This is a genomic window from Allobosea sp. CRIB-10 (assembly GCF_900112185.1).
Classification (GTDB): domain Bacteria; phylum Pseudomonadota; class Alphaproteobacteria; order Rhizobiales; family Beijerinckiaceae; genus Allobosea.
The window spans coordinates 110525-135337 of the sequence record NZ_FOKP01000017.1; the positions used below are offsets into that span (position 1 = coordinate 110525).

The following is a 24813-nucleotide window of genomic DNA, read 5'->3' on the forward strand; positions in this document are numbered from 1 at the left end:
GTCGGCGCCGAGCCCGGAACCCATGAACAGGACGGGGCCGAACGATCGCTGCGGTTGCCGAAACGCCTCGACTCCGATCCCGGTGGTCATGGGTTCCGGGCTCAGCCCTGCGGGCTGCCCCGGAATGACGGAAGAGACTCCTTGCGAAGCGCTCTAAAGACCGGCGCGCATGCGTGCGACGCTGTCTCCGACATAGCGGTCGAGCTCGACGGCCTGCTCGCTGACCAGCCGCGCCGCCTCGACGACGCGAGCGGCCGCCGCACCCGTCGCGCGAGCTTCGCCGCCGGCGCTGGCGACGTTCTCCGTGACGGTCGCAGCCGAGCCGGCGACGGCCTGGGCGTCGAGGGCGATGCCCGAGGCGATCGTGCCCTGGCCGGTGACCACCTGAGCGATCGTGTCCGAGGTCGTCTCGATCGTCCCCATCGTGCCCTCGATCTGCCCGACCGCGTTTGCGACGGCCGCGGCCGCATCGCGGATCTCCTGCAGCGTCGCGGCGATGTTCTGGGTCGCCTGCTGGGTCTGTTCGGCGAGATTCTTGACCTCGCCGGCGACCACCGAGAAGCCGCGGCCGGCGGCGCCCGCCCGCGCCGCCTCGATCGTCGCATTGAGCGCGAGCAGATTGGTGCGCACCGCGATGTCCTCGATGAAAGCGAGCACGGCGCCGACCTTGTCGGCCGCGACCGCAAGTCCGTCGACATCCGTCCTGGTCGAACGGACATGCTTCGCCGCCTGCCGGGCGGTCTGCGCAGCGAGATCTGTCTGGCGCGTCAGCTCGCGGATCGAGGCGTCGATCCGCTCGGCCGCATGGGCGACGCTGCCGACGCGCTGCGAGGCGAGTTCGGCCTGCTCGGTCGCTTCTCCGGCGCGGGCGGTGGTACGGTCGGCATTGGCGGCCATGCCTTGCGCCGCCTCCAGCATGCTGCGGGCAGAGTCGCCGACCTGGCGCAGCGCCTTGCCCACGGTCGCCTCGAGATTGACGGCGAGTTCCTCCAGCGCGGCCTTGCGCAGCGTCTCGATCTCCTGTCGGCCGGTCGCCAGCGTCTTCTCCGTGGTCACGTCGAGCAGGATGCCGTCCCAGACCGTGGTCCCATCGGGGAGATGGCGTCTTGTCGCCTCGCTGCGTAGCCAGACGATGCCGCCATCGGCGGTCTCGTAACGCAATTCGGTGCGGCGGTGCCCGAACTCGTCGGTCTGCTCGTCTTCGTTCGTCGACGAACAGCGCTGCCGGTCCTCTGGCAAGATTCTCGACAGCAGAACCTCCGGGTCGCGCTCGATCGCCTCGCGGTCGATGCCGAGCAGTTCGCCGAGGCGGTAGCTGACGAACCGGTAGCTGCGCTGGCCGTCCGGCGCGAGGATGCGCTGATAGAGCGTGCCGGGCACATGGTCGAGCAAGGTCTTGTAGCGATAGGACGTCTCACGCCGTTCACGGTCGTTGCTCAGGACGAGCCCGACCAGGACGGTGCCCAGCGTGCTGACCACGATCATGATCGGCACGGCCTCGGTGAGGAAGCGCTCGGCCGCGGCCCGGTCCGGCATGAACATGGTCGAGGCGAGCAGGCAGCCGGCGCTGATCAGGCTGAGCCGGACGAGGTCGTGCACCGTCAATGAACGCTTCTGCCGGCTGAGCCAGGCGGCATAGATCACGCCCGCGAGCGCGTGCAGGACGATTCCGGCGATCCCGGTCGGCATGCCGACGCCGCCGAGATTGTAGCGCGCCGCCGCCAGCGGGAGGGCGGTCAGCAGCGCCGCGATCGGGCCGCCGATCGGCCCGGCCAGGATCGCGAAGGTGTTGCGCGAATCGACGACGAGACCGGGCTGGATCACGAAGGGATTGGCCATGCTGCACAGCGCCGCGGCCGCGAACAGGATGCCGACCGCGAACTGGCGCAGCAGCGGGCGCTGGTCGATCCAGCTGGCGGTCGCGGTCAGGATCAAGGCCGCCAGCAGCAAAAAGGACAGGCTCTCGATCAGGTTGATGAACAGCGACATGGCGGGCCCTTGGCCGGAAACGGCGTCTCAACCCTGCTTTAATATGTTGAAAGCCGTCCTAACGGATGGCCTTGCCGGTGCGATTTGCTAGCGTGCGCGCCCTATGCGCCACACCACGCCAAACGACATTGCGGACGCCAAGCCCGCCGCTGCGGCCGATCCCGGTCGCGTCACGCCGATGATGGCGCAGTACGTCGAGATCAAGGCCAATAATCCGGACTGCCTGCTGTTCTACCGGATGGGCGATTTCTACGAATTGTTCTTCCAGGACGCCGAGATCGCCTCGCGCACGCTCGGCATCGTGCTGACCAAGCGCGGCAAGCATCTCGGCGAGGACATCGCCATGTGCGGCGTCCCCGTCGAGCGCGCCGACGACTATCTGCAGAAGCTGATCGCCGCCGGCCATCGCGTCGCCGTCTGCGAGCAGACCGAGGATCCGGCCGAGGCCAAGAAGCGCGGCGCCAAATCGGTGGTGAAGCGCGACGTCGTGCGTCTCGTCACTCCCGGCACGATCACCGAGGAGCGCCTGCTCGATCCCGGCCGGGCGAGCCTGCTCGTCGCGGTGGCCCGCCGCCGGCTCTCGGACGAGGTCTATGCCTATGGCATCGCGGCCGTCGACATCTCGACCGGCCGCTTCGCCGTGCTCGAGACTGACCAGCGCGGCCTTGCCGTCGAATTGGCTCGTCTGGAGCCGCGCGAGATCGTCTGCCCCGACGCGATCCATGACGATCCCGAGCTCAGGGAGTTCTGGCGCGATATCGCCGCACCCGTGACGCCGCTGGCACGCGAGGGGCTCGATCCCGCCTCCGGCGAACGCCGCCTCAAGGAGTTCTTCGGCGTCGCCACGCTCGACGCCTTCGGCGCCTTCAGCCGTGCCGAGATCGCCGCCGCCGCTGCGGCGCTCGCCTATGTCGAGCGCACCCAGCTCGGCGCCCGCCCGCCTCTGTCGCCGCCCGTCCGCGAGGGCATGAGCGCGACCATGCTGATCGACGCGGCGACCCGCGCCAATCTCGAACTGACCCGGACCCTCGCGGGCGAGCGCACCGGCAGCTTGCTCGCCACCATCGACCGGACGGAGACGCCGGGTGGCAGCCGCCTGCTGGCCGAGCGCCTGGCCGGGCCGCTCACCGACCCCGAGGCGATCGGCAGGCGGCATGATTCGGTCGCATTGCTGGTCGAGGTCCCCTCCCTGCGCGAGGCGCTGCGGCGCGACCTTGCGCGCGTGCCCGATATCGCCCGGGCGCTGGCCCGGCTCTCGCTCGACCGCGGCGGTCCGCGCGATCTCGCCGCGCTTGGCGCCGGGCTCGACGCCGCCCGTGGCGTCGCCGCGGCGCTGCTGCGCCAGGGCGATCTGCCCGACGAATTGCGTGAGGCGGCGCTGGCGCTGGGGCGCACCGATCCCGACCTCGCCACGCGCCTCTCCGCTACGCTCGCCGACGAGCTGCCGCTCTTGAAGCGCGACGGTCGCTTCGTGTGCGAAGGCTTCGATCCGGCGCTCGACGAATTGCGCCTGCTCCAGGTCGATTCGCGCAAGGTGATCGCGCAGTTGCAGGCGCGCTATGCCGCCGAGACCGATTGCCGGACCTTGCGCATCAAGCACAACTCCATGCTCGGCTATTTCGTCGAGGTGCCGCAGGCCGTCGGCGAGACCTTCCTCAGGGAGCCCTGGCGCGCCGTCTTCGTGCATCGCCAGACCATGTCGGACGCGATGCGCTTCTCCTCGGTCGAGCTTGGTGAGCTCGAGGCCAAGATCGCCTCCGCCGCCGACCGGGCGCTGAAGCTGGAACTCTCGATCTTCGCCGCATTGACGGAGGCTGTCCTCGCGCAAGCCGAGCCAATCAAGGCGGCGGCGCAGGCTTTGGCGGTGATCGACGTCGCCGCGGCCCTGGCCGAGCTCGCCATCGATGGCGGCTGGACACGTCCGCAGGTCGATGACGGCGCCGCCTTCACCATCAAGGCCGGCCGCCATCCCGTAGTTGAAGCGGCGTTGAAGCGCCAAGGCCAGCCCTTCGTCGCCAATGACAGCGAGCTTTCGGCAGCAGGCAAAGGCCGAGATAGTCGCATCTGCCTGATCACCGGCCCGAACATGGCCGGTAAGTCGACCTTCCTGCGCCAGAACGCGCTGATCGCCGTGCTCGCCCAGATGGGTTCCTTCGTGCCGGCGCAGAATGCGCATATCGGTGTGGTCGACCGGCTGTTCTCGCGCGTCGGTGCCGCCGACGATCTCGCCCGCGGCCGTTCGACCTTCATGGTCGAGATGGTCGAGACCGCGGCGATCCTGAACCAGGCCGGACCGCGCGCGCTGGTCATCCTCGACGAGATCGGCCGGGGCACTGCGACCTTCGACGGGCTCTCGATCGCCTGGGCCGCGATCGAGCATCTGCACGAGGCCAATCGCTGCCGCGCGCTGTTCGCGACGCACTACCATGAGCTGACGGCACTGGCCGAGCGGCTCGACCGCGTCGCCAACGCGACCGTGCGCGTCACCGAATGGAATGGCGAGGTCGTCTTCCTGCACGAGGTTGTGCCGGGCGCGGCCGACCGCTCCTACGGCATCCAGGTCGCCAAGCTCGCCGGCCTGCCGCCGGCGGTGGTCGAGCGCGCTCGCGCCATCCTGTCCGAGCTGGAGAAGAGCGAGCGCGAGAAGCCGGTCGCGGCCCTGGTCGACGATCTCCCGCTCTTCGCGGTTCAGATGCGCAAGCCTGCGTCGGCCGCGACGCCGGTTGCCGGTCCCGACGAATTGCGCGAGGCGCTCGCCGGGCTCGATCCCGACGAGATGACGCCGCGCGAGGCGCTGGAGGCGCTCTACAGGCTCAAGCGGCTGAACTGAGCTTACGCCCGATCCCCGCCGCCGCCGCGACGCCCGTCGCGAAGCAGGCCTGCAGCAGATAGCCGCCGGTTGGCGCCTCCCAGTCGAGCATCTCGCCGGCGATGAAGCTGCCGGGCAAGCGCTTCAGCATGAAGTCCTCGTCGACCTCGCTGGCAAGAATGCCGCCGGCGGTGGAGATGGCGCGGGCGAGCGAGGCCATGCCAGTCAGCCGCAGGGGCGCGCCTTTGATCAGGCGTGCGAGCGCGTCCGGCTCGGCTGGCAGCGGACCGCTTGCCGTCTCGCGCAGCACCGCCGCGGCGACCGGCGAAAGTCCCGCCGCCTTGCGCAGATGGTTGCTCAGCGTCTCGCCCGGACGGCGCTTCGCCAGCCGGTTAGCCAGCTCCGGCTCGGTCAGGTCCGGTCGCAGGTCGATCGTCAGGACCACTTCGCCATCGCGGGCGATGGCCTCCCGCAGCGGGCCCGACAGCGCATAGATAGCTCCGCCCTCAATACCTCCTGCGTCGATCATCGCTTCGCCCCTGACGTGCTGCCCGGCAAAGCTCAACGCGATCCGCTTCAGCGGCTGCCCGGCGAAGCGCTCGCGCATCAGCGCTGACCAAGCGACGGCGAAACCGGCATTGGCTGGCTGAAGGGGGGCGATGGCGATGCCCTTTGCCACCAGCAAGTCGACCCAGGAGCCGTCCGAGCCGAGCCGCGGCCAGCTTGCCCCTCCGAGCGCCAGCACGGTCGCGCGGGGTTTCACGATCTCCTCGCCGCCATCGCGCAGGGCGAAACGCAGCCCGCCGCTCTCGTCCCAACCCGTCCAGAGCCGCCCTGCATGCAGCTGCACGCCGAGCCCTTCGAGCCGTGTGAGCCAGGCGCGCAGCAGCGGCGAGGCCTTCATCGCCCTGGGGAAGACGCGCCCGCTAGAGCCGACGAAGCTCTCCGCCCCGAGCCCGTCGGCCCAGTCGCGCAGCGCCTGCGGCGGAAAGGCGCGGATCGCCGGCTCCAGCCAGGTCCGCGCCCCGCCATAGCGCCCGAGTAGGGCGTCGAGGGGCTCCGAATGCGTCAGGTTGAGCCCGCCGCGGCCGGCGAGCAGGAACTTGCGCGCCGGCGAGACCATCCGCTCGTAGATCGCCACCTTGTGGCCGGCGCCAGCCAATTGCTCGGCCGCGATCAGCCCGGCCGGGCCGGCGCCGATGATGGCGACGTCCGGTCCGCTCAATTGCCGAACACGGTGTTGAGCTGGCTGCCGACCATGATGAAGGTGGTACGCTTCGGCATCTCCTTGAGCCGGACGGCACCGATATAGGTCATCGCCGAGCGCACCCCGCCCATGATCTCCTGCATCGTGCCCTCGACCGGGCCACGATAGGGCACCTCGACGGTCTTGCCCTCGGAGGCCCGGTATTTGGCGACGCCGCCGGAATATTTCTTCATCGCCGTGTCCGAGGACATACCGTAGAACACCATCGCGACCGGCACCTTCTCGCCGTCATGGGTCTCGTAGCGGATCTCGCCCTCGCACTCGTCATGGCCGGCGAGCATGCCGCCCATCATCACGAAGTCGGAGCCGCCGCCATAGGCCTTGGCGACGTCGCCCGGCACGGTCAGCCCGCCATCGCCGCAGACCAGTCCTTTCAGGCCATGGGCCGCGTCGGCGCATTCGATGATCGCCGAGAGCTGCGGATAGCCGACGCCGGTCATCTTGCGGGTGGTGCAGACCGAGCCCGGACCGATGCCGACCTTGACGATATCCGCGCCGGCCAGGATCAGTGCCTCGGTCATGTCGCCGGTGACGACGTTGCCGGCCATGATCGCCGCGTTCGGGAAGGCGTCGCGGGTCGCCTTGACGGTGTCGACGAATTTTTCGGTGTAGCCATTGGCGACGTCGAGGCAGATCTTGTCGATCGGCGCCTTGGCGTGGACGGCCTTGAGCTTGTCATGGTCGGAATCGGTCGTGCCGAGCGAATAGAAGGCGTTGGCCGAGCCCTCCTCCTTGAAGAAGGCGATCAGCTCGTCGGCGTCGTAGTGCTTGTGCAGCGCGACCATGGCGCCGTGCTTCAAGAGGGCGCGTGCCATCGCCATGGTGCCGACCACGTCCATGTTCGCAGCGATCAGCGGAAAGCCGCTCCATTCGCGGCCGGTATGCGCGAAGCGGAAGCTCCGGTTGACGTCGACCTCGGCGCGGCTGCCGAGCGTCGAGCGCTTCGGCCGGATCAGCACGTCGCGGAAGTCGAGCTTCGGATCGTTCTCGATGCGCATGGTCAAAGCTCCGGCTGGCGCAGGTCAAAAAGGCGCACGCAGCGACAGGGAGCGTGCCGGGATTCATAGCCGCTCGAACTCTTGGGAGCAATGCGCCGGCTGCCGGTGGAGTTCCCGGGACAGAAACTTTAGCGGTCTCTAAAGTTTTCTCTGGACAGAAGGCGTGCGTCGCGATACTTAAGCTCATGCTTCACCAACCGGACCAGCTCGATCTCATGTTCCAGGCGCTGGCGGATCCGAACCGCCGGCTGATGGTGCAGCGGCTCTGTGAGGGGCCGGCGAGCGTCAGCGAGCTCGCGGCGCCGTTCGAGATGACGCTGTCGGCGGTGGTGCAGCATCTCGCGGTTCTGGAAGGAGCAGGGCTGGTGCGCACGCAGAAGATCGGGCGGGTCCGCACCTGCCAGCTTGACACCCAGGCGCTGCAGGCGGCGGAGCGCTGGATCAGCGAGCGCCGCGCCCTCTGGGAGAGACGCTTCGACCGGCTCGGCGCCTTCCTCGCCGAGCAGGATGCGAAGGAAGGAGATGGAGCATGAGCGAGCGGACCGTCGTCCACGCCGATTTCACCATCGAGCGGCACTATCCGACGAACCCGGCCCGGGTCTTCGCTGCCTTTGCCGATCCGGTCGCCAAGCGACGCTGGTCGACCTGCCATGATGAGGGTGGGCTCGGCGAATACAGCCTCGATTTCCGCGAGGGCGGCTTCGAGACGATGCGCGGCGCGCCAGCGCCGGGCAATGTCTACGCGATGCGGGCGATCTACCACGAGATCGTGCCGCGCGAGCGCATAGTCTATTCCTACGAGATGCTGCGCGACGACGTCCGTCTTTCGGTCTCGCTGGTGACGCTGGAATTCCGCGGCGAAGGCGCCGGCACTCGCCTGGTCTTCGCCGAACAGGCCGTCTTCCTCGACGGTCATGATGATCCCAAGGCACGCGAGCAGGGCACCGGCATCGGCTTCGATCGGCTCGCCGAGGAGTTGGCGCGAGAGCCTACGCCCGCCTGACCATTCCAATCCGTTCCGACCTTTTCAACCCGCGTCGATCCGGCCGCAGGAAGGACCAGTCATGTCTCTGACGCTCTATTTCCACCCGCTCTCCTGCTACTGCCAGAAGGCGCTGATCGCGCTCTACGAGAACGACACGCCGTTCACGTCAAGACTGGTGAACTTCGGCGATGCCGGTGAACATGCCGATTTCCTCCAGCTCTGGCCGATCGGCAAGTTTCCGCTGCTCGAAGATGGCGCGCGACTGGTGCCCGAGAGCAGCGTCATCATCGAATATCTCACCCAGCACTATCCGGGGCAGGCGGCATTGCTTCCCGCCGATCCCGAACAGGCGTTGGAGGTTCGACGTCTCGACCGGTTCTTCGACCTCTATGTCACCAGCCCGATGCAGAAGATCGTGCTCGACCGCATCCGGCCAGTGGAGAGCAAGGACCCGCTCGGCGTCGAAGAAGCCAAGGATATGCTGAAGCGCGCTTATGGCGTGCTCGAAGCCGAGCTCGGCGGTCGGAACTGGGCCGCCGGCGAGAGCTTCAGCATGGCCGACTGCTCGGCCGCGCCGGCCCTGTTCTATGCCGAGCGCTGCGTCTCCTTCCAGGATGTCTATCCGCGTCTCGCCGCCTATTTCGAGCGGCTGCGGACAAGGCCGTCCTTCGCCCGCGTGCTGGCCGAGGCCGAGCCCTATTTCCAGTTCTTCCCGCGCAATCCCGGCGATGCCGAGCTCTCCCGCTAGGCCGGCCTCGTCATCTCGCACCACCGAAAGGACATCACATGACCAGCAATTCCGTCGTCCACGCCAGCTTCACCATCGAGCGCAGCTATGCCGCATCCCCGGCTCGCGTCTTCGCCGCCTTCGCCGATCCCGCCCAGAAGCGGCGCTGGTTCGCCGAGGGCGAGGGCTGGGAGGTCGAGCAGTTCGACGTCGATTTCCGCGTCGGCGGCCATGAGCGCAGCCGCTTCCGCTTCCAGGGCGGCCCGCCGATCACCAACGACAGCGTCTACCAGGTGATTCAGCCGAACGAGCGCATCATCCTCGCTTACGCCATGGCGATCGACGGCGCGCCGCTTTCGGGCTCGCTGCTGACGATGGAGTTCGTGCCGGAGGGTACCGGCACCAGGCTCGTCTTCACCGAGCAGGGCGCCTATCTCGATGGCAAGGACGGCCCGATCCATCGCGAACAGGGCTCGCGGGAATTGCTGGAGGCGCTGGCGAAGATGCTCGGCGAACCGGCCGGCGCGGCTGCCTGACGCCTCGACCAGGCTGAATGCTGTGCCAACTCCATTCAGCCCCAGTTCATCCCCGGCCTGCTAACCGGCATGCTGGCGGCATCCGAACCGGGAAAACCCGGCGGGTGCCGCGTCCGATGTCGCGATCCGGGGGGATCACTCGACTGTGCTGAAGGCCGTCGATCCGAACACCGTGCCTGCCGGCCCGCCATCCGATTGGCAGGTCACAAAAAGCTTTGCCCGCCTCACCGGCGGCTTCTGGCGCGGCGGCACCGCCGGCCGGGCCTGGCTCTGGTCGGTCGCGCTGGCGAGCGCGATCATCCTCTCCGTCTTCTCCAACGTCACCGTCAACCGCTGGAACGGCTGGTTCTTCGATGCGCTCGAGAAGAAGGACGGCGAGAGCGCCCTGATCGCCATGGCGGTCTTCCCGGTGCTGGTGCTGATCGCGGCCGGCCTCGGCGTCGTCATCCTGGTCTCGCGCGAGACCTTCCAGGTCCATTGGCGCGCCTATGTCACGGCCAAGCTCGCCGATGGCTGGATCGGCGAGCGACGCTTCTACCGGCTCGGCCTCTCCGGCTACGAGCCGGCCAATCCGGAATACCGCATCGCCGACGATGTCCGCTGGGCCACCGAGCCGGTGGTCGATTTCGCCATCGGCCTGCTCTCGGCCGTCATCACCGCCATCACCTTCATCGGCATCCTCTGGTCGATCGGCGGCTCGCTCAGCGTCGAGATCCGCGGCGTCGCCTTCGAGATCCCCGCCTATATGGTGCTGGCGGCGATCGTCTATGCCGTCCTGGTCTCCGGCCTGATCACCTGGGTCGGCCGGCCGCTGCCGCGCCTGATCGCCGCCCGCAACGAGGGCGAGGCGCGCCTGCGCTTCTCGCTGATGCGCATCCGCGACCATGGCGAGACGATCGCGCTGTCGCGGGCCGAGACAGGCGAGCGCCGCGCCGTCGCCGCGACCTATGACACGCTGGTGACGCGCTGGCTCGCGATGATCCGCCAGCGCGGTCGTTTGACCTGGATCACCAATGGCAGCGGCGCGCTGGTACCGGTCGTGCCGCTGCTGCTGGCGGCGCCGAAATATCTCTCCGGCGAGATGTCGCTCGGCGATGTCGTTCAGGTCGCCGCCGCCTTCGTCGCGGTGCAGAACGCTTTCAACTGGGTGCTCGACAACTTCATGCGCATCGCCGAATGGCTGGCTTCGGCCCGGCGCGTCAACGAACTCGCCGTCGCGCTTCACGCGATCGAAGAGGGTGCGGCCGAGAGCGACATCGCTGTCCTCACCAGCGACGGCGGTGGCCTGCGGCTGGACGACCTCACCCTGACCGATCGCGACGGCCGCACCTTGCTCGCCGATTTCTCGACGGTCCTGCCCGCCGGCGCGACGCTGCATGTCGCGGGCGAGCTCGGCCATGGCAAGGCAGCGCTGATCCAGGCTGTCGCGGGCTTGTGGCCCTGGGGGCGCGGCGCGGTGGCGCTGCCGGAGGGCGCGCGCCTCGCCGTATTGCCGCAGCACCTGCATCTCTCGGAAGGCAGCCTGCGCGCCGCGCTCGACCCGATCGGCGGCCATAGTGACGACGAGGCGGCTGCAGCGCTGCGGCATTACGGCCTCTCCGGCCTGGTGCCGCAGATCGATCTGTCGCGCGACTGGGACAAGGCGCTGACCACCGGCGACCGCCAGCGCCTCGCTCTGGCCCGGACCGAGCTGGCGGCGCCCGATATCCTCGTGCTCGACGAAGCCACCAGCGGCCTCGAAACCGAAGCGGCGCTCGACCTGCTGTCGCGGCTGCGCGCAGCGAGGCCGCAGGCGGTGATGCTGCTGATCGGCCAGAGCCCGGGCTTTGCCGAGGCCGCCGACCATCACCTCACCATGCGCCGGGCCGGCGGCGTCGCGCGTGTCGCCTCGTCCGACGCGCCGCGTCCCGCTGCGCTCGCCGAAACCGGCGCAGGCTGACGTTCAGGCGCAGTTCAGGACCTTTTCCATCCAGTGCCGGGCAGCCTTCCCGGTCCTTTCCGACACGGAGCCAAACGCATGTTGAACATCTGGGACGTCTATTGGGGCCTGCGCGTCGAGCAATGCCCCTGCGATGTGCATTTCGTCGAATGGCTGGAAGAGCAGGGCCTGACCGGCAAGCGCATCTATCATTTCGGCACGGGTGGCCACCATTATGTCGGCATCCGCTGCGCCGAGCCGGAGTTCGACAGCACGGTCCTCGGCATCACGGCTTCGCCCAAGGAATACGAGGCCTTCGTCAAGCTCGCGATCGACAACCCGACGATCACCAAGACCTATTCGGCCTATTTCGGCGACATCTACACCAGCAATGCCCGGCTTTTGCCGCGCTTCGACATCGTCACGCTGTTCCACTCCTGCGAGTTCCGCAGCGAGAAGAACGATGCCTATGGCGCGCTGACCGATCTCGAGGTGATGCAGCTCTTCACCGACCAGACCGATGCCGGCGGCTACATCCTGTTCTATACCGGCTCCTTCGCCTATGAGGCGGCGAAGCCGATCATCGCGGATTGGGCGAAGTCGCGCGCGGTCGAGGAGATCGGCGAGTTCAAGACGCTCCGGGTCTTCCGCAAGACCGCCTGAAGCGGTTGCGCCGGTCGCTGAACGGCGCTAACTCCCGTCCGTCGATCCACTCGAAACCAAGGAGGGCTGCGTGATCACGTTCTTTCGTCACCATCGTCAGCGCGGCCCCGTTCAGGCCCTGCAAGCCGGCTTGCAGGGCTGACCGCACAGGCGTTTCCTCAGGTTACCGTCCAGGTCTGCCCTTCGTGAGGGCGTAGCGTCTTCGAGCCCGGTGCTCGGCCAGCTGCGTCCATCCCCTCATCGAGCCAAGGCGTTCCGCATTCGTAGTGCTCGGGGCAAGGCGCCCCGGCCGAATGATGGCGCACGGCTCGGGCAGTTCCGAGACGACCATGACCCTGATCACCCTGCGCAATCTCGGCGTCACGCTGGGCGCCCCGCTCTTTTCCGATCTGTCCTTCTCCCTCATGGCGGGTGACCGCCTCGGCCTCGTCGCCGCCAATGGCCGCGGCAAGTCGACCCTGCTGCGCTGCCTTGTCGGCTCGCTCGATCCATCTGTCGGCGAGATCACGCGCTCACGTGGCCTGCGCATCGGCCATGTCGACCAGGACGCGCCAGCGCAGCTGCTCGACCAGCCCGTCGACCAGCTGCTGCTTGATCAATTGCCGGCCGACCAGCGCGAGAGCGAGCATTGGCGCGTCGAGGTCGCGCTCGACACGCTGTCTGTGCCCACAGAGCTGCGCCGCCGCCCGCTCGGGCAATTGAGCGGTGGCTGGCAGAGGCTCGTGCTGCTCGCACGAGCCGGCATCGCCGAGCCGGACCTGCTGCTGCTCGACGAACCCACCAACCATCTCGATCTCGCGCGCATCGGCCTGCTGGAAAGCTGGCTCGCCGCCCTGCCGCGTGATGTCGCGGTGATCCTGTCGAGCCATGACCGCGCCTTCCTCGACGCGGCCACCAATCGGACGCTGTTCCTGCGCCAGGAACGCTCGCAAGTGTTCGCGCTGCCCTATTCGCCGGCGCGCGCCGCACTCGACGAGACCGATGCCGCAACCGCACGCCAGCACGAGCGCGACCTGAAGGCCGTCCAGCAGATGCGGCGCCAGGCGGCCAAGCTCAACAATATCGGGATCAATTCCGGCAGCGATCTCCTGCTCAGCAAGACCAAGCAGCTCAAGCGCAGGGCCGATGAGCTCGAAGCGGCGGCGCGCCCGGCCCATCGCGAGCGCTCGGCCGGCGCGATCAGGCTCGCCGGCGCTGGGACGCATGTGCGGGCGCTGGTCGAGCTCGACGACGTCGCGGTCGAGACGCCGGATGGGCGCTTGCTGTTCCGGACGGGCAAGCGCTGGATCAGCCCCGGCGACCGGATCGTGCTGCTCGGTCTCAACGGCGCCGGCAAGTCGCGCTTCATCGGCATGCTCCACGCCGCCGTTCGCGGCAAGGGGCAGGCGGGCATCCGGGCGACGCACTCGCTGGTGCTCGGCCATGCCAGCCAGAGCCTCTCCGAATTGCCCGATGACGACACCCCGCACGGCCTGATCAGCCGGCGCTTCGATGTCGGCGATCAGCCCGCCCGCGGCCTGCTCGCCGGCGCCGGCATCGCCATCGATCGCCAGACCGGGCCGATCGGCGCGCTCTCCGGCGGGCAGCGGGCAAGGCTCGCCATGCTGGCCCTGCGCCTTGCCCGGCCGAACTTCTACCTGCTGGACGAACCGACCAACCATCTCGACATAGAGGGCCAGGAGGCGCTCGAGGCCGAGCTCACCGCCGGCGAGACCAGCTGCCTCCTGGTCTCGCATGATCGCAGCTTCGTGCGGGCAGTCGGCAATCGCTTCTGGCGGATCGAGCGGCGTCGCCTGATCGAAGTCGACGACCCCGAGGCCTTCTTCCAGGAGGCGATGGAAGCGGAGGGCTGATCACCGCCGTCACGATCGGCACAAAGCGGCCGACGCGTCCTGCGCCGGCCTCATGGCGCGCATTCGCCGCGCTGCCCCGTCTTGTGCATCGCGGCGAAGGCGCTATCTCTCGGGTCCGGCCGTCAGGCCAGCCGCCAGCAACCCGCCTTGCTCGCCGTTTTCCGCGCGAGCGCAACCCGACAAGAGTGCTGATGTCGTTCGGCCCGCACGAGCCAGGAATGCCGCTGCGCAAGCGCAGCCGCTGGTGGTGGCTCGGCCCGCTCGCCTCGTCGGTGATCTTCATCGCCTCGCTGGTGGTGCTCTACTACATCGTCCGCGAGATCGAGCCCGGCGAGCTCGCCCGCGCCTTCGCCAATGCCAGCCAGCGCCAGCTCCTGCTCGCGCTCGGCTTCACCGCGCTGAGCTATCTCTTGCTCACCGGCTATGATGCGGTGGCGCTGCGCCGGCTCGGGCTGTCGATCCCCTACCGGACGACGGCGCTCGCCTCCTTCACCAGCTATTCCGTCGCTTTCACCCTCGGTTTCCCGATCGTGACCGGCGGCACGGTGCGCTACTGGATCTATTCGGCCAAGGGCGTGCGCGCCTCGGAGGTGGCGAGCCTCACCGTCATCGCCGGCCTGACCTTCTGGCTCGGCCTCGGCATGATCCTCTGCGCCAGCCTGTTCTATGCGACGGAGTCGGTGGCGCAATTGGCGCGCACCTCGCCGCTGGTCGTGCAGGCCGTCGGCGCGGCCGTGGCGCTCGGTACGCTCGGCTATCTCTTCTGGGTCGCGACCGGTGAACGCACCTTGCGGGTCAGCGGCTGGAACCTGCCGCTACCCGGCCTCGGCGTCACGCTGACGCAGATGCTGCTTGGCGCCGCCGAGGTCTGCGCCGCCGCCGCCGTGCTCTATGTGCTGCTGCCGGGCGGGCACAACCTGCCCTATGAGAGCTTCCTGGCAGCCTATATCTTCGCCTGCCTGATCGGCATCGCCAGCCATGCGCCGGGCGGGCTCGGCGTCTTCGAGGCGACGATGCTGATCGCGCTCAGCCGCCTGCCCTTCGAGCAGGTGCTCGGCGCGCTGCTGCTCTTCCGCATCATCTACTACATCCTGCCCTTCATCCTCGCGCTGGTCCTGCTGGCGCTGAACGAGATGATCCGGCGCATCCGGCGGCACGAGATCTGACGCCGCCTCTTGGGCGCACGTCCTTGACGCCGCTTCCAGCCGACGCAAACTCCTGTCCGCCGGGCATGATCGAGGACACTGCCGGCCCCTGGGATGGAGCCATTGGACGCGACCAATCTGATCGACGAGATCTATGAAGCCGCCGTCGTGCCGGAGAAATGGGCCGATGTGCTCGACCAGCTGGCGGCCCGGGCAGGCGGGGTCGGCACGATCCTGTTCGCGGCCTCGCCGAACCGGTTCCAGTGGACCTCGTCCAAGGCCATCCATGCCGTCACGGCCGAATGGGTCGCCTCGCCCTTCGTCGCGGATAATCTGCGAGGCAAGCGCCTGGTTCCGCTCTACGAGCCGCGTTTCCTGACCGATCTCGACGCGATCACGCCAGACGAGATCGAGCAGGATCCGTTCTATCGCGATTTCCTCAGACCGCGCGGCTGGGGCTGGTGCGTCGGCACCTCGATCCGCTCGACCAGCGGCGACAGCATCGTCTTCTCGATCGAGCGCCTCTATGCCGACGGCCCGGTCCCGCGCGAGACGGCCGAGACGCTCGATCCCCTCCGGCCGCACCTTGCGCGGGCGTCGATCATCGCGGCGCGTCTCGGCCTGGAGCGCGCGCGTGCCAGCGTCGCGGCTCTGGAGCTGATCGGCCTGCCGGCGGCGATCATCACGGGCCGCCACAGCGTGCTGGCGGCCAACGCGTTGATCCTGAGCTGCGCGGCAGTCGAGATTGGCGCCTTCGATCGCATTCGTCTCGCCGATTCCGTGGCGAACGAACGCTTGCAGCGGCACCTCGCTATGGCGGGGGGCGCCGGCCTGTCCTTTCCGCTCCGGGCGACGAGCGAGCGGCCTGCCTTCGTGGCGCATCTGGTTCCGCTCAGGCGAGCCGGACTGGATGTGTTCTCCGGCGCGGCGCAATTGTTCTACCTCACCGAGGTCGGCCGCGGCGCGGCGCCGTCCGCAGCGATCCTCGAAGCCCTCTTCGATCTCAGCCCGGCCGAAGCGAAGGTCACACGGCTCTTGCTCGCGGGCGGTACGGTCGCCGGCATCGCCAGCAGCCAGGGCATCCGGCCCGAAACCGTGCGCGGGCAGCTCAAGACCGTCTTCGCCAAGACGGGCGTGCGTCGCCAGGCTGAGCTGGTCCAGCTCCTCGGCGGCATCCCGGTTCCGGGCGCGCCGGGCTTCGGCCTGTCGGGCGACGCCCAGACCGGCGCTCTCGAATAGCGTTTCGTCGCCCGCTGCGCAGGAGGGGAATTGCGCTGCCCCACCGCTCCGGCCTATGACGCCTCGCCGCAGATCACGCATCGGAAGGCAGGAGCCGCATGCACGCTTTGGTCGACCCAAAGGCGCCGGTCACGGCGGCGCTGATCGAGGCCATCGGCGTTCCCGCCGTACTGCTCGACCCGCAGGGTGTGATCCAGGCGCTGAGCCCGACCGCGCCGGCGCTGGTGACTGCGCTCGCCAAGGGCAAGCCGCTCGCCCTGGTGATGCGCGACCCCGACCTGATCGATGCGATCGAGCAGGTCTCGCGCCATGGCGGCCGCCGTGCCGTCGAGCTGATCGAGCGCGTGCCGGTGGAACGGACCTTCCGCATCCATATCGCGGCGCTCGCCGGCAGCGGCTGGCGCCGGGCCGTGCTGCTGACCTTCGAGGATCTCAGCGAGCAGCGCATGACCGAGCGCATGCGCGTCGACTTCGTCGCCAATGCCAGCCATGAACTGCGCACTCCGCTCGCCTCCGTGCTCGGCTTCATCGAGACCCTGCAGGGGCCGGCGCGCAACGATGCTGCGGCGCGCGACCGCTTCCTGGCGATCATGCGCGAGCAGGGCCTGCGCATGGCGCGCCTGGTCGACGACCTGCTCTCGCTCTCGCGCATCGAGTTGCGTGCCCATCTCGCGCCGGAGACGCCGGTCGATCTCTCCAGCATCGCTCGCGAGATTCTCGACTCGCTCGTGTTGATGGCGCGCGAGCGCGAGGTGACCTTGAAGCTCGACGTGCCGCAGCAGCCCGTCACCGTCGCCGGCGACCGCGACGAATTGCTGCGGCTGATGGAGAACCTGGTCGAGAACGCGATCAAATACGGCCAGCGCGGCGGCGAGGTCGGCATCACCGTCGGGATCTCCGGTGAGGAGGCGAGCATCAGCGTGCGCGATGACGGGCCGGGTATCGCCCCGGAGCATCTGCCGCGCCTGACCGAGCGCTTCTATCGCGTCGACACGGCCGCAAGCCGCGAGGCCGGTGGCACCGGCCTCGGCCTGGCCATCGTCAAGCACATCGTCCTGCGCCATCGCGGTCGGCTGACGATCGAGAGCGTCGTCGGCCAGGGCGCGACCTTCCGGGCGATCCTGCCGCGCCTACTGGGCCGACCCATTAACGATTTGTGACAGCGGCAAGCGCGCTTTCATGACTCTATGTCATCCAGCTGTCATATAGCCGGTGTTCTAGCAGGGCCGCTGCACTTGCGATCCAGAGAGGACATCTGATGCGCAAACTTCTCATTCTCACGGCCGCTGCCATCGGCCTTACGGGCGCCGCCCAGGCTGCCGACATCACCGGCGCCGGCGCGACCTTCCCGTTCCCGATCTATTCGAAGTGGGCCGAGGCCTACAAGAAGGAGACCAATATCGGTCTCAACTATCAGTCGATCGGCTCGGGCGGCGGCATCCGCCAGATCAAGGCGAAGACCGTCGCATTCGGCGCCACCGACGCCCCGCTCAAGGGCGAGGATCTGACCAAGGACGGCCTGATCCAGTTCCCGACCGTGATGGGCGGCGTCGTCCCGGCGATCAATATCGCCGGCATCGAGGCGGGCAAGCTCAAGCTGACCGGCCCGATCGTTGCCGAGATCTACATGGGCACCATCAAGAAGTGGAACGACCCGAAGATCACGGCGATCAACACCGGCGTCACCCTGCCGGACGCCAACATCAACCCGGTCTACCGTTCGGACGGCTCGGGCACGACCTTCGTCTTCACCGATTACCTCTCCAAGGTTTCGCCCGAGTGGAAGTCCAAGGTCGGCGCCAACACCTCGGTCCAGTGGGCTGTTGGCATCGGCGGCAAGGGCAATGAGGGCGTTTCCGCCTCGGTCAAGCAGGTCGCCAACTCGATCGGTTATGTCGAGTACGCCTACGCCAAGCAGAACAAGCTCAACTTCGCGCTGATCCAGAATGCCGACGGCAACTACCCGGCGCCGGACGACAAGTCCTTCCAGGCCGCCGCCGCCAACGCCAACTGGAATGAGGCCCCCGGCTTCGGCATCTCGCTGAACAACCAGAAGGGCGCTCAGGCCTGGCCGATCACCGCTGCCACCTTCCTGCTCGTCCACGCCAAGCCGGAGAAGCCGGAAGAGGTGCAGGCCGCGCTGAAGTTCGTCGACTGGGCCTACAAGAACGGCGACCAGCTCGCCCTCGACCTCGACTATGTGCCGCTCCCGGCCAACGTCAAGGATCAGGTCCGCAACGCCTGGAAGGGCGTCACCGACCCGGCCGGCAAGCCGATCTTCTGATCGCGCCCGCCCCTAGAACGACCGGCGGGGGCCGTTACCGGCCCCCGCTGCCTTGCGCGACGAGACCGACTCTTTCCGTCTTCACGTGATCGGAGTTCCACGGATGGCTGCCGTGACTGACCAGATGGCGCCCGGCGCGCATGTTGCCCGCAAGACTCCGAAGGGCACGTTCGACATCGTCTTCCGCAACGCCAGCTTCCTGTCGGCCCTGTTCGTGCTCCTGCTGCTCGCCGGGATCATGGTCTCGATGGTGATCGGCGGCTGGCCGGCCTTCCGCGAGATGGGCCTGGGCTTCCTGACCTCAAGCGTCTGGGATACTCAGAACGATCAGTACGGCGCCTGGCCGGCCATCGCCGGCACCCTCTCGACCGCCTTGATCGCGCTCGTCATCGGTGTGCCGCTCTCGCTCGGCATCGCCGTCTTCTTGACCCAGCTCGCGCCGCCCTGGTTCAAGCAGCCGGTTTCGACCGCGATCGAGCTGCTCGCCGCCGTGCCGTCGATCATTTACGGCATGTGGGGACTCTTCGTCTTCGTGCCGCTGTTTGCCGCCTATGTGCAGGTGCCGCTCTCGAACATCGTCGAGGGCATGCCGATCCTCGGTACGATCCTCTATTCGCGTTCGCCGTCCGGCCTCGGCATCCTCACCGCCGGCTTCATCCTGGCGTTCATGATCATCCCGTTCATCGCCTCGATCACCCGCGACATGCTCGACCAGATCCCCTCGGTGCTGCGTGAGAGCGCCTATGGCATCGGGGCGACGACCTGGGAGGTCGTGCGGCATGTGCTGGTGCCGCAGGCCGGCGTCTCGATCATCGGCGCGATCATGCTCGGCCTCGGCCGTGCGCTCGGCGAGACCATGGCGGTGACCTTCGTCGTCGGCAACGCCAACCGGCTGTCCGGCTCGATCATGGATCCCGGCTCGACCATCGCCTCGCGCATCGCCAACGAGTTCAACGAAGCGCTTGGCCTGCAGCTCAACGCGCTGATCGCGCTCGGCTGCATCCTGTTCTTCGTCACCTTCGTCGTCCTCGTGATCGCGCGCATCCTGGTTGCGCGGGTGAAATCCTACTGAGCGGATGGAAAGACCATGACTCTCGCCACCCCCTCGACCGTTCGTGCCCTGCCGCCCGCGACCTGGGGGCGCGTGCGCCAGTCGCGCCGAACCGCTGACCGGGCGATGAAGATCATCGCGACCACCTTCACCTTGCTGGCGATCTCCGTGCTGTTCTGGATCCTCGGCATGCTGATCGTGAAAGGCATCGGCGGCCTTTCGGTCGCGACCTTCACCCAGATCACGCCTGGTCCCGGCTCGGAAGGCGGCGGTCTCGCCAACGCCATCGTCGGCTCGCTGGTGCTGACCTTCCTCGGCATCGCGGTGGCGACGCCGATCGGCGTGCTGGCCGGCACCTATCTCGCCGAATACGGCAAGGGCTCGAAGCTGGCCGACCTGATCCGCTTCATCAACGACATCCTGCTCTCGGCGCCTTCGATCCTGATCGGCCTGTTCGTCTACGTGATCATGGTTCAGCCGCTCGGCGGCTATTCCGGCTGGGCCGGCGGCGTCGCGCTCGGCATCATCGCGATCCCGGTGATCGTGCGCACCACCGAGGACATGCTGCGGCTCGTGCCCGGCCCGCTGCGCGAGGCCGGCTCGGCGCTCGGCGCCCCGCCCTCGGTGGTGATCACCTCGATCACTTGGCGGGCGGCGAAATCGGGCATGGTCACCGGCATCCTGCTGGCGCTCGCGCGCATCGCCGGCGAGACCGCGCCGCTGATCTTCACCGCCCTGAACAACAATTTCTGGTTCTCGCCCAGCCTGTTCGGCGGCGTCTCCAACCTGCCCGTGACGATCTACCAGTTCGCCTCCGCCCCTTACGAGAACTGGCAGCAGCTCGCCTGGGCCGGCTCGCTGATCATCACCGTCTCAATTCTCGTGCTTTCCATCATCGCCCGGCGCATCGTGCGCGGCGGCAAGTGATCCAAGTAGCGTCCGATCGGAAGGACCATGAAGATGCTCTCGACCCTGGAACTGAGCCCGCAGACGCTGGACGCCGACGCTCCCGTCCGCATCGCCGTCAAGAATCTCGATTTCTACTACGGCGAGCATAAGGCGCTGAAGAACATCAACCTCGACTTCCGTGACCGGCACGTCACGGCGCTGATCGGCCCGTCAGGCTGCGGCAAGTCGACCCTGCTGCGCATCTTCAACCGGATCTACTCGCTCTATCCCGAGCAGAGGGCCACCGGCGAGATTCTGCTCGACGGCCGCAACATCATCTCCAACAATGTCGACGTGAACGAATTGCGCTCGCGCATCGGCATGGTCTTCCAGAAGCCGACGCCCTTCCCGATGTCGATCTACGACAACGTCGCCTTCGGCATCCGCCTCTACGAGAAGCCGCCGAAGTCGGAGCTCGACGACCGCGTCGAGGGCGCGCTGCGCCGCGCCGCGCTCTGGGACGAGGTCAAGGACAAGCTGAAGAGCTCCGGCATGGGCCTCTCCGGCGGCCAGCAGCAGCGCCTGTGCATCGCCCGCACCATCGCCCAGAAGCCCGAGGTCATCCTGTTCGACGAGCCGACCTCGGCGCTCGACCCGATCTCGACCGGCAAGATCGAGGACCTGCTCGAGCAGCTCAAGACCGACTTCACCATCGTCATCGTCACCCACAACATGCAGCAGGCGGCGCGCATCTCGCAGTACACCGCCTTCATGTATCTCGGCGAGGTGATCGAGTTCGATGCCACCAACACCATCTTCATGAACCCGCACAAGAAGCAGACGCAGGACTACGTCACCGGCCGCTTCGGCTGAGGTCCACGCAGTCGTCGGCCAGCCCCGAAGGATACGCCCGATGTCGGATCAACATATCGTCCGCTCCTACGACGCCGATCTCGAAGGCCTGCGCCGCAGCCTTGCCGAGATGGGCGGCATGTCCGAGCGCATGCTCGGCGATTCCACGGTCGCGCTGGTGCGCCGCGATACCGCGCTCGCTCAGAAGATCATCACCGCCGACCAGCGCCTCGACAATCTCCAGCGCGAGGTCGAGGAGAAGGCGGTGCTGACCATCGCCCGGCGCCAGCCGCTCGCCAATGATCTGCGCGAGCTGATCTCGGCGATCCGCATCGCCGCCGACATCGAGCGCGTCGGCGATCTCGCCAAGAACATCGCCAAGCGTGCCGTCGCGATCTCCGGCCAGTTCTCGCCGCCGCATCGCGCCGTGGTCGGTCTCGAGCATATGAGCCGCCTGGTCCAGGCCCAGCTCAAGGACGTGCTCGACGCCTATGCCGCCAGCAACGAGCAGAAGGCAATGGAGGTCTGGCGCCGCGACGACGAGATCGACGCGCTCTACACCTCGCTGTTCCGCGAGCTCCTGACCTATATGATGGAGGATCCGCGCAACATCACCTTCTGCACGCACCTCCTGTTCTGCGCCAAGAACGTCGAGCGCATCGGCGACCACACCACCAACATCGCCGAGACCATCCACTACCTCGTCACCGGCCAGTCCATGGACGAGACCCGGCCGAAGCTCGACACCACCAACATCCTCGTTGACCTGCCGGCGGCCAATGGCTGAACCGGCGGGGGCTTGAACGGACTCTGACATGCCCGCACGCATCCTGATCGTCGAGGACGAGGAGCCGCTGACCCTGCTGCTGCGCTACAACCTCGAGGCCGAGGGCTTCGAGGTCGACAGCGTGGCGCGCGGTGACGATGCCGAACTGCATCTGCGCGATCATACGCCCGATCTCGTCCTGCTCGACTGGATGCTGCCCGGCCTGTCCGGCATCGAGCTCTGCCGTCGCCTGCGTACCCGCCGCGACACCGAGCGCGTGCCGATCATCATGCTGACCGCCCGCGGCGAGGAGACCGAGCGCGTGCGCGGCCTCGCCACCGGCGCCGACGACTATGTCGTCAAGCCGTTCTCGCTGCCCGAGCTGATCGCACGCATCCAGGCGCTGCTGCGCCGCGCCAAGCCGGGCCATGTCGCCGGACTGCTCGCCGCCGGCGATCTCGAACTCGACCGCACCACCCGCCGGGTCCGCCGCGCCGGGGCCGAACTGCACCTTGGGCCGACCGAGTTCCGCCTGCTCGAATTCCTGATGCAGGCGCCGGGCCGCGTCTATTCGCGGGCGCAACTGCTCGACGCCGTCTGGGGCCGCGACGTCTATATCGACGAGCGCACCGTCGACGTTCATGTCGGCCGCCTGCGCAAGGCGATCACCCCGGCCAATGCCAAGGATCCGCTGCGCACCGTGCGCGGCGCCGGCTACGCCTTCGACGAGACGTTTGCGCGGGGTTGATCGCGCCAGTCAGCGCGGTGCGGCGATGATGAACGCCGCGCCGGCAAGGCAGAGCGCCGCGCCGGCGAGATCATAGCGATCCGGCGGGATCTTCTCGACCAGCGCCATCCAGGTCAGCGACGCCACAATATAGACGCCGCCATAGGCGGCAAAAGCGCGTCCGGCCGCGGGGCTTTCGACCAGGGTCAGCAGCCAGGCGAAGGCTGCGAGTGCGACCATGCCCGGAACCAGCCACCAGACCGGCCTGTCCAACTTCAGCCAAGCCCAGAAGGCGAAGCAGCCGGCGATCTCCGCCAGCGCGGCGCCTGCATAGATCGCGAACGTCGTCATCCGCCCACCCCGATCACGCGCTCGGGCCGAAGACTGCGGCCAGCCGGGCGAAGACCGGCCGATAAGCCTCGGTGGCTAGCGGCGTCAGCGCCTCGGCCTCGCTGAATGTGAACCAGCGGATTTCGCTGTGTTCGTCATTGGCGATCCGGGGTTCGGCGCCGGTCCATTCGGTCACTGCATATAGATGCCAGAGCGCGGGGTGACGCCGTCCGCCTCGGTCGTCTCGATGGTCTCGAAACGGCGGAAACCCGTCGGCGCGATGCCGAGCTCTTCCTGAAGCTCGCGAACGAGAGCCGCCTCGACGGTCTCGCCCGGCTCGACATGGCCGCCGATCGTATCCCAGCAGGAGGGGCGGTTCCGGCGATGCGAGGCCCGCAAACCCAGCAGCACGCGCTCCCCCTTCAGCGGCAGTGCGCAGGCATATTCGACTGGCCCCATGCTCTTGCCTTCCCATTCCGCTGTCGAGGGCATCGGCTGGACGACGATGCACGGTTCCCGCAGACTGTCTTCATGCGCTTTACCAAATGGGATTATATCGCCTTTCCCTTTCTCGCCGCGTTGCTGATCGGCGTTGGCTACGGCGCGCTTCGCCTCGTCGGCTTCTTCGGGCTCGGCATACTCGGCCTGGTGATCGGCTTCATCGCGGTGCGCATGGATCTGGAGCGTGACGGTGGGCCTGAGCAGTTCAAGGCCAGGGATCGCATGTCGCGCGCCGAGAAAGCTTCTGATGACGCCGAAAAGGCCTCGCGGCTGCAGCCACTCTTCGTGGCGCAGGTGGTCGCGGCGGGCTTCGTCATCCTGGGCTTCGGCTTTCATTTCCTGCTCTGAGCCGGCATCCCCCGAACATGGAAAAGCCGGCCTTTCGGCCGGCTTTTAGAGTCTCGAAGGCGGTGTCGCGTGCGTTCAGGCGCGGATGGCCTTGCTGCGGTCGCGGCGACGGTCGGCCGCCGGCTGGTAGGCGATGCGGGCGTGATAGGCGCAATAAGGCAGGCCGGTCGCGCTGCGGCCGCCGCAGAAGCGGAATTCCGGCGAGGTCGGGTCACCCATCGGCCAGCGGCACATATATTCGCGCAGGTCCATGATAGTGACCCGCTCGGAGAACGGTACGACCACGTCCTCGGACGGGGCCGGCTCGCGCTCGACCTGCGCCTCGGCCTCGATCTGCGGCGCGAATTGCGGGGCGAGCGCGGTGTTGCCGCGGGTCAGCCCGGCGCTGCTGGTCTGGTGGCCGGCCGGGTGGCTCGGCGGGCGGGCGGCCGGCTTGCGCGGGCGCGGCGTGGCCGAGCCCGGGCTCTTGGCCCGGCCGGACAGGCCGAGACGATGGACCTTCCCGATGACGGCGTTGCGCGTGACATTGCCGAGCTCGGCGGCGATCTGGCTCGCGCTCAGGCCGTCATTCCAGAGCTTCTTGAGCAGTTCGACGCGTTCGTCGGTCCAGGCTCCGGCTTCGGTCATGGAGTTGCACCTGTCTTCGTCATGTCCCGCCAACGTGCCGGCGAGGCATAGGGAGAGATCATGGCGGAATCCGATACCGGCAGCGCCCGTCGCTAAACGGAAGCCGTTACGCCCGGAACTGACGATACTGGAGACGCCGCACGAGATGTCGTATCTGACGAAGAGGACCATACAAGATGGCCTGACTCGGCCACAAGAGTCGCCGAATCCTAATTCGGCTTTTCCCCAGCCAATCGCCGCAGATGGCCGCCCGGTGAGTCTATTCGGCAACGCTGCCGCGAGGTCATGGCTATTGCAGAAGAAGCTTCAG

General features: G+C 67.7%; 25 protein-coding genes. 18 read left to right on the forward strand and 7 right to left on the reverse strand.

The genetic code is table 11. From position 1 onward, the window contains the following. Positions 1 to 153 precede the first annotated feature (153 nt). A complete protein-coding gene (locus tag BMZ69_RS20260) occupies positions 154 to 1989 on the reverse strand; it encodes a methyl-accepting chemotaxis protein (RefSeq protein WP_092160001.1) in 1836 nt (611 codons plus the stop codon). A 103-nt stretch (positions 1990 to 2092) separates the two neighbouring features. Between BMZ69_RS20260 and mutS the strand changes: the two genes are divergently transcribed. Further along, positions 2093 to 4819, forward strand: coding sequence for a DNA mismatch repair protein MutS (mutS, locus tag BMZ69_RS20265; protein WP_092160003.1), 2727 nt, complete (start codon positions 2093 to 2095; stop codon positions 4817 to 4819). On the opposite strand, the gene BMZ69_RS20270 is transcribed toward mutS, so the two are convergent. Continuing rightward, positions 4803 to 6023 carry a TIGR03862 family flavoprotein gene (locus BMZ69_RS20270; protein WP_092160006.1) on the reverse strand — a complete coding sequence of 407 codons (1221 nt, stop codon included), beginning with the start codon at positions 6021 to 6023 and terminating at the stop codon, positions 4803 to 4805. The genes mutS and BMZ69_RS20270 overlap by 17 nt on opposite strands. Further along, positions 6020 to 7063: a GMP reductase gene (locus BMZ69_RS20275; protein ID WP_092160010.1), complete on the reverse strand. Its 1044-nt coding sequence runs from the start codon at positions 7061 to 7063 to the stop codon at positions 6020 to 6022. Before BMZ69_RS20275 ends, BMZ69_RS20270 begins: the two co-directional genes overlap by 4 nt. Positions 7064 to 7248: 185 nt before the next feature. On the opposite strand from BMZ69_RS20275, the gene BMZ69_RS20280 reads away from it, so the two are divergent. The 16 genes from BMZ69_RS20280 to phoB all read left to right on the forward strand — a co-directional run bounded on the left by BMZ69_RS20280 (position 7249) and on the right by phoB (position 22718). After that, positions 7249 to 7596 (forward strand): ArsR/SmtB family transcription factor, encoded by a 348-nt coding sequence (locus BMZ69_RS20280; protein WP_092160012.1) that lies wholly within the window; start codon positions 7249 to 7251, stop codon positions 7594 to 7596. After that, a complete protein-coding gene (locus tag BMZ69_RS20285; protein ID WP_092160014.1) occupies positions 7593 to 8066 on the forward strand; it encodes an SRPBCC family protein in 474 nt (157 codons plus the stop codon). The genes BMZ69_RS20280 and BMZ69_RS20285 overlap by 4 nt, the downstream gene beginning before the upstream one ends. A gap of 61 nt (positions 8067 to 8127) precedes the next feature. Next, on the forward strand, positions 8128 to 8796 hold the full coding sequence (locus tag BMZ69_RS20290; protein WP_092160016.1) for a glutathione S-transferase family protein: 669 nt from the start codon (positions 8128 to 8130) through the stop codon (positions 8794 to 8796). Positions 8797 to 8834: 38 nt separating this feature from the next. Beyond that, positions 8835 to 9311: an SRPBCC family protein gene (locus tag BMZ69_RS20295; RefSeq protein ID WP_092160018.1), complete on the forward strand. Its 477-nt coding sequence runs from the start codon at positions 8835 to 8837 to the stop codon at positions 9309 to 9311. Between the two features lie 145 nt (positions 9312 to 9456). After that, positions 9457 to 11250 carry an ABC transporter ATP-binding protein/permease gene (locus tag BMZ69_RS20300; RefSeq protein WP_092160020.1) on the forward strand — a complete coding sequence of 598 codons (1794 nt, stop codon included), beginning with the start codon at positions 9457 to 9459 and terminating at the stop codon, positions 11248 to 11250. Between the two features lie 78 nt (positions 11251 to 11328). Next, the gene (locus tag BMZ69_RS20305) at positions 11329 to 11892 is read left to right on the forward strand and encodes a hypothetical protein (RefSeq protein WP_210188052.1); all 564 of its coding nucleotides are present in this window, start codon (positions 11329 to 11331) and stop codon (positions 11890 to 11892) included. 329 nt (positions 11893 to 12221) lie between these two features. Next, on the forward strand, positions 12222 to 13745 hold the full coding sequence (locus tag BMZ69_RS20310; protein WP_092160071.1) for an ABC-F family ATP-binding cassette domain-containing protein: 1524 nt from the start codon (positions 12222 to 12224) through the stop codon (positions 13743 to 13745). Between the two features lie 218 nt (positions 13746 to 13963). Continuing rightward, complete coding sequence (locus tag BMZ69_RS20315; RefSeq protein ID WP_244543452.1) at positions 13964 to 14911, forward strand: lysylphosphatidylglycerol synthase domain-containing protein; 948 nt, start codon at positions 13964 to 13966, stop codon at positions 14909 to 14911. Between the two features lie 102 nt (positions 14912 to 15013). Further along, positions 15014 to 16129 carry a helix-turn-helix transcriptional regulator gene (locus BMZ69_RS20320; RefSeq protein WP_175506893.1) on the forward strand — a complete coding sequence of 372 codons (1116 nt, stop codon included), beginning with the start codon at positions 15014 to 15016 and terminating at the stop codon, positions 16127 to 16129. Positions 16130 to 16227: 98 nt separating this feature from the next. Continuing rightward, positions 16228 to 17289 carry an ATP-binding protein gene (locus tag BMZ69_RS20325; RefSeq protein ID WP_175506894.1) on the forward strand — a complete coding sequence of 354 codons (1062 nt, stop codon included), beginning with the start codon at positions 16228 to 16230 and terminating at the stop codon, positions 17287 to 17289. Between the two features lie 98 nt (positions 17290 to 17387). Next, positions 17388 to 18413, forward strand: coding sequence for a phosphate ABC transporter substrate-binding protein PstS (pstS, locus tag BMZ69_RS20330; RefSeq protein ID WP_092160024.1), 1026 nt, complete (start codon positions 17388 to 17390; stop codon positions 18411 to 18413). Positions 18414 to 18516: 103 nt separating this feature from the next. Next, entirely contained in the window at positions 18517 to 19485 is a 969-nt protein-coding gene (gene pstC, locus BMZ69_RS20335; protein WP_092160025.1) for a phosphate ABC transporter permease subunit PstC, read from the forward strand. Positions 19486 to 19500: 15 nt separating this feature from the next. Further along, positions 19501 to 20391, forward strand: a complete 891-nt coding sequence (pstA, locus tag BMZ69_RS20340; protein WP_092160026.1) for a phosphate ABC transporter permease PstA — start codon at positions 19501 to 19503, stop codon at positions 20389 to 20391. 33 nt (positions 20392 to 20424) lie between these two features. After that, on the forward strand, positions 20425 to 21225 hold the full coding sequence (gene pstB / locus BMZ69_RS20345) for a phosphate ABC transporter ATP-binding protein PstB (protein ID WP_139219128.1): 801 nt from the start codon (positions 20425 to 20427) through the stop codon (positions 21223 to 21225). A gap of 40 nt (positions 21226 to 21265) precedes the next feature. Then, complete coding sequence (gene phoU / locus BMZ69_RS20350; RefSeq protein ID WP_092160029.1) at positions 21266 to 21991, forward strand: phosphate signaling complex protein PhoU; 726 nt, start codon at positions 21266 to 21268, stop codon at positions 21989 to 21991. Between the two features lie 28 nt (positions 21992 to 22019). Then, complete coding sequence (gene phoB / locus BMZ69_RS20355; RefSeq protein WP_092160030.1) at positions 22020 to 22718, forward strand: phosphate regulon transcriptional regulator PhoB; 699 nt, start codon at positions 22020 to 22022, stop codon at positions 22716 to 22718. Between the two features lie 9 nt (positions 22719 to 22727). Here the strand turns inward: phoB and BMZ69_RS20360 are convergent, their stop codons facing one another. Genes BMZ69_RS20360 through BMZ69_RS31695 form a run of 3 tightly spaced genes read right to left on the reverse strand, consistent with a single transcriptional unit; the run spans position 22728 to position 23486 of the window. After that, positions 22728 to 23048, reverse strand: coding sequence for a YnfA family protein (locus BMZ69_RS20360; protein ID WP_092160031.1), 321 nt, complete (start codon positions 23046 to 23048; stop codon positions 22728 to 22730). Between the two features lie 13 nt (positions 23049 to 23061). Continuing rightward, complete coding sequence (locus BMZ69_RS31690) at positions 23062 to 23223, reverse strand: hypothetical protein (RefSeq protein ID WP_175506895.1); 162 nt, start codon at positions 23221 to 23223, stop codon at positions 23062 to 23064. Further along, positions 23220 to 23486, reverse strand: coding sequence for an NUDIX domain-containing protein (locus BMZ69_RS31695; protein ID WP_210188053.1), 267 nt, complete (start codon positions 23484 to 23486; stop codon positions 23220 to 23222). The genes BMZ69_RS31690 and BMZ69_RS31695 overlap by 4 nt, the downstream gene beginning before the upstream one ends. A 72-nt stretch (positions 23487 to 23558) precedes the next feature. On the opposite strand from BMZ69_RS31695, the gene BMZ69_RS31700 reads away from it, so the two are divergent. Continuing rightward, on the forward strand, positions 23559 to 23876 hold the full coding sequence (locus tag BMZ69_RS31700) for a hypothetical protein (RefSeq protein ID WP_175506886.1): 318 nt from the start codon (positions 23559 to 23561) through the stop codon (positions 23874 to 23876). Positions 23877 to 23951: 75 nt separating this feature from the next. Here BMZ69_RS31700 and BMZ69_RS20370 read toward each other — a convergent pair whose 3' ends face one another. Beyond that, a complete protein-coding gene (locus tag BMZ69_RS20370) occupies positions 23952 to 24503 on the reverse strand; it encodes a GcrA family cell cycle regulator (protein WP_092160033.1) in 552 nt (183 codons plus the stop codon). Positions 24504 to 24813: the final 310 nt, after the last annotated feature.

Excerpts from the sequence above, each read along its gene's own strand:
- BMZ69_RS20360 (WP_092160031.1), bottom strand. The coding sequence starts at position 23,048 with ATGACGACGTTCGCGATCTATGCAGGCGCCGCGCTGGCGGAGATCGCC.
- BMZ69_RS20285 (WP_092160014.1), top strand. The coding sequence starts at position 7,593 with ATGAGCGAGCGGACCGTCGTCCACGCCGATTTCACCATCGAGCGGCAC.
- mutS (WP_092160003.1), top strand. The coding sequence starts at position 2,093 with ATGCGCCACACCACGCCAAACGACATTGCGGACGCCAAGCCCGCCGCT.
- BMZ69_RS20370 (WP_092160033.1), bottom strand. The coding sequence starts at position 24,503 with ATGACCGAAGCCGGAGCCTGGACCGACGAACGCGTCGAACTGCTCAAG.
- BMZ69_RS20310 (WP_092160071.1), top strand. The coding sequence starts at position 12,222 with ATGACCCTGATCACCCTGCGCAATCTCGGCGTCACGCTGGGCGCCCCG.
- phoB (WP_092160030.1), top strand. The coding sequence starts at position 22,020 with ATGCCCGCACGCATCCTGATCGTCGAGGACGAGGAGCCGCTGACCCTG.
- BMZ69_RS20280 (WP_092160012.1), top strand. The coding sequence starts at position 7,249 with ATGCTTCACCAACCGGACCAGCTCGATCTCATGTTCCAGGCGCTGGCG.
- pstA (WP_092160026.1), top strand. The coding sequence starts at position 19,501 with ATGACTCTCGCCACCCCCTCGACCGTTCGTGCCCTGCCGCCCGCGACC.
- phoU (WP_092160029.1), top strand. The coding sequence starts at position 21,266 with ATGTCGGATCAACATATCGTCCGCTCCTACGACGCCGATCTCGAAGGC.
- pstB (WP_139219128.1), top strand. The coding sequence starts at position 20,425 with ATGCTCTCGACCCTGGAACTGAGCCCGCAGACGCTGGACGCCGACGCT.
- BMZ69_RS20260 (WP_092160001.1), bottom strand. The coding sequence starts at position 1,989 with ATGTCGCTGTTCATCAACCTGATCGAGAGCCTGTCCTTTTTGCTGCTG.
- BMZ69_RS20290 (WP_092160016.1), top strand. The coding sequence starts at position 8,128 with ATGTCTCTGACGCTCTATTTCCACCCGCTCTCCTGCTACTGCCAGAAG.
- BMZ69_RS31695 (WP_210188053.1), bottom strand. The coding sequence starts at position 23,486 with ATGGGGCCAGTCGAATATGCCTGCGCACTGCCGCTGAAGGGGGAGCGC.
- BMZ69_RS20315 (WP_244543452.1), top strand. The coding sequence starts at position 13,964 with ATGCCGCTGCGCAAGCGCAGCCGCTGGTGGTGGCTCGGCCCGCTCGCC.
- pstS (WP_092160024.1), top strand. The coding sequence starts at position 17,388 with ATGCGCAAACTTCTCATTCTCACGGCCGCTGCCATCGGCCTTACGGGC.
- BMZ69_RS20295 (WP_092160018.1), top strand. The coding sequence starts at position 8,835 with ATGACCAGCAATTCCGTCGTCCACGCCAGCTTCACCATCGAGCGCAGC.
- pstC (WP_092160025.1), top strand. The coding sequence starts at position 18,517 with ATGGCTGCCGTGACTGACCAGATGGCGCCCGGCGCGCATGTTGCCCGC.
- BMZ69_RS20275 (WP_092160010.1), bottom strand. The coding sequence starts at position 7,063 with ATGCGCATCGAGAACGATCCGAAGCTCGACTTCCGCGACGTGCTGATC.
- BMZ69_RS20325 (WP_175506894.1), top strand. The coding sequence starts at position 16,228 with ATGCACGCTTTGGTCGACCCAAAGGCGCCGGTCACGGCGGCGCTGATC.
- BMZ69_RS31700 (WP_175506886.1), top strand. The coding sequence starts at position 23,559 with ATGCGCTTTACCAAATGGGATTATATCGCCTTTCCCTTTCTCGCCGCG.
- BMZ69_RS20305 (WP_210188052.1), top strand. The coding sequence starts at position 11,329 with ATGTTGAACATCTGGGACGTCTATTGGGGCCTGCGCGTCGAGCAATGC.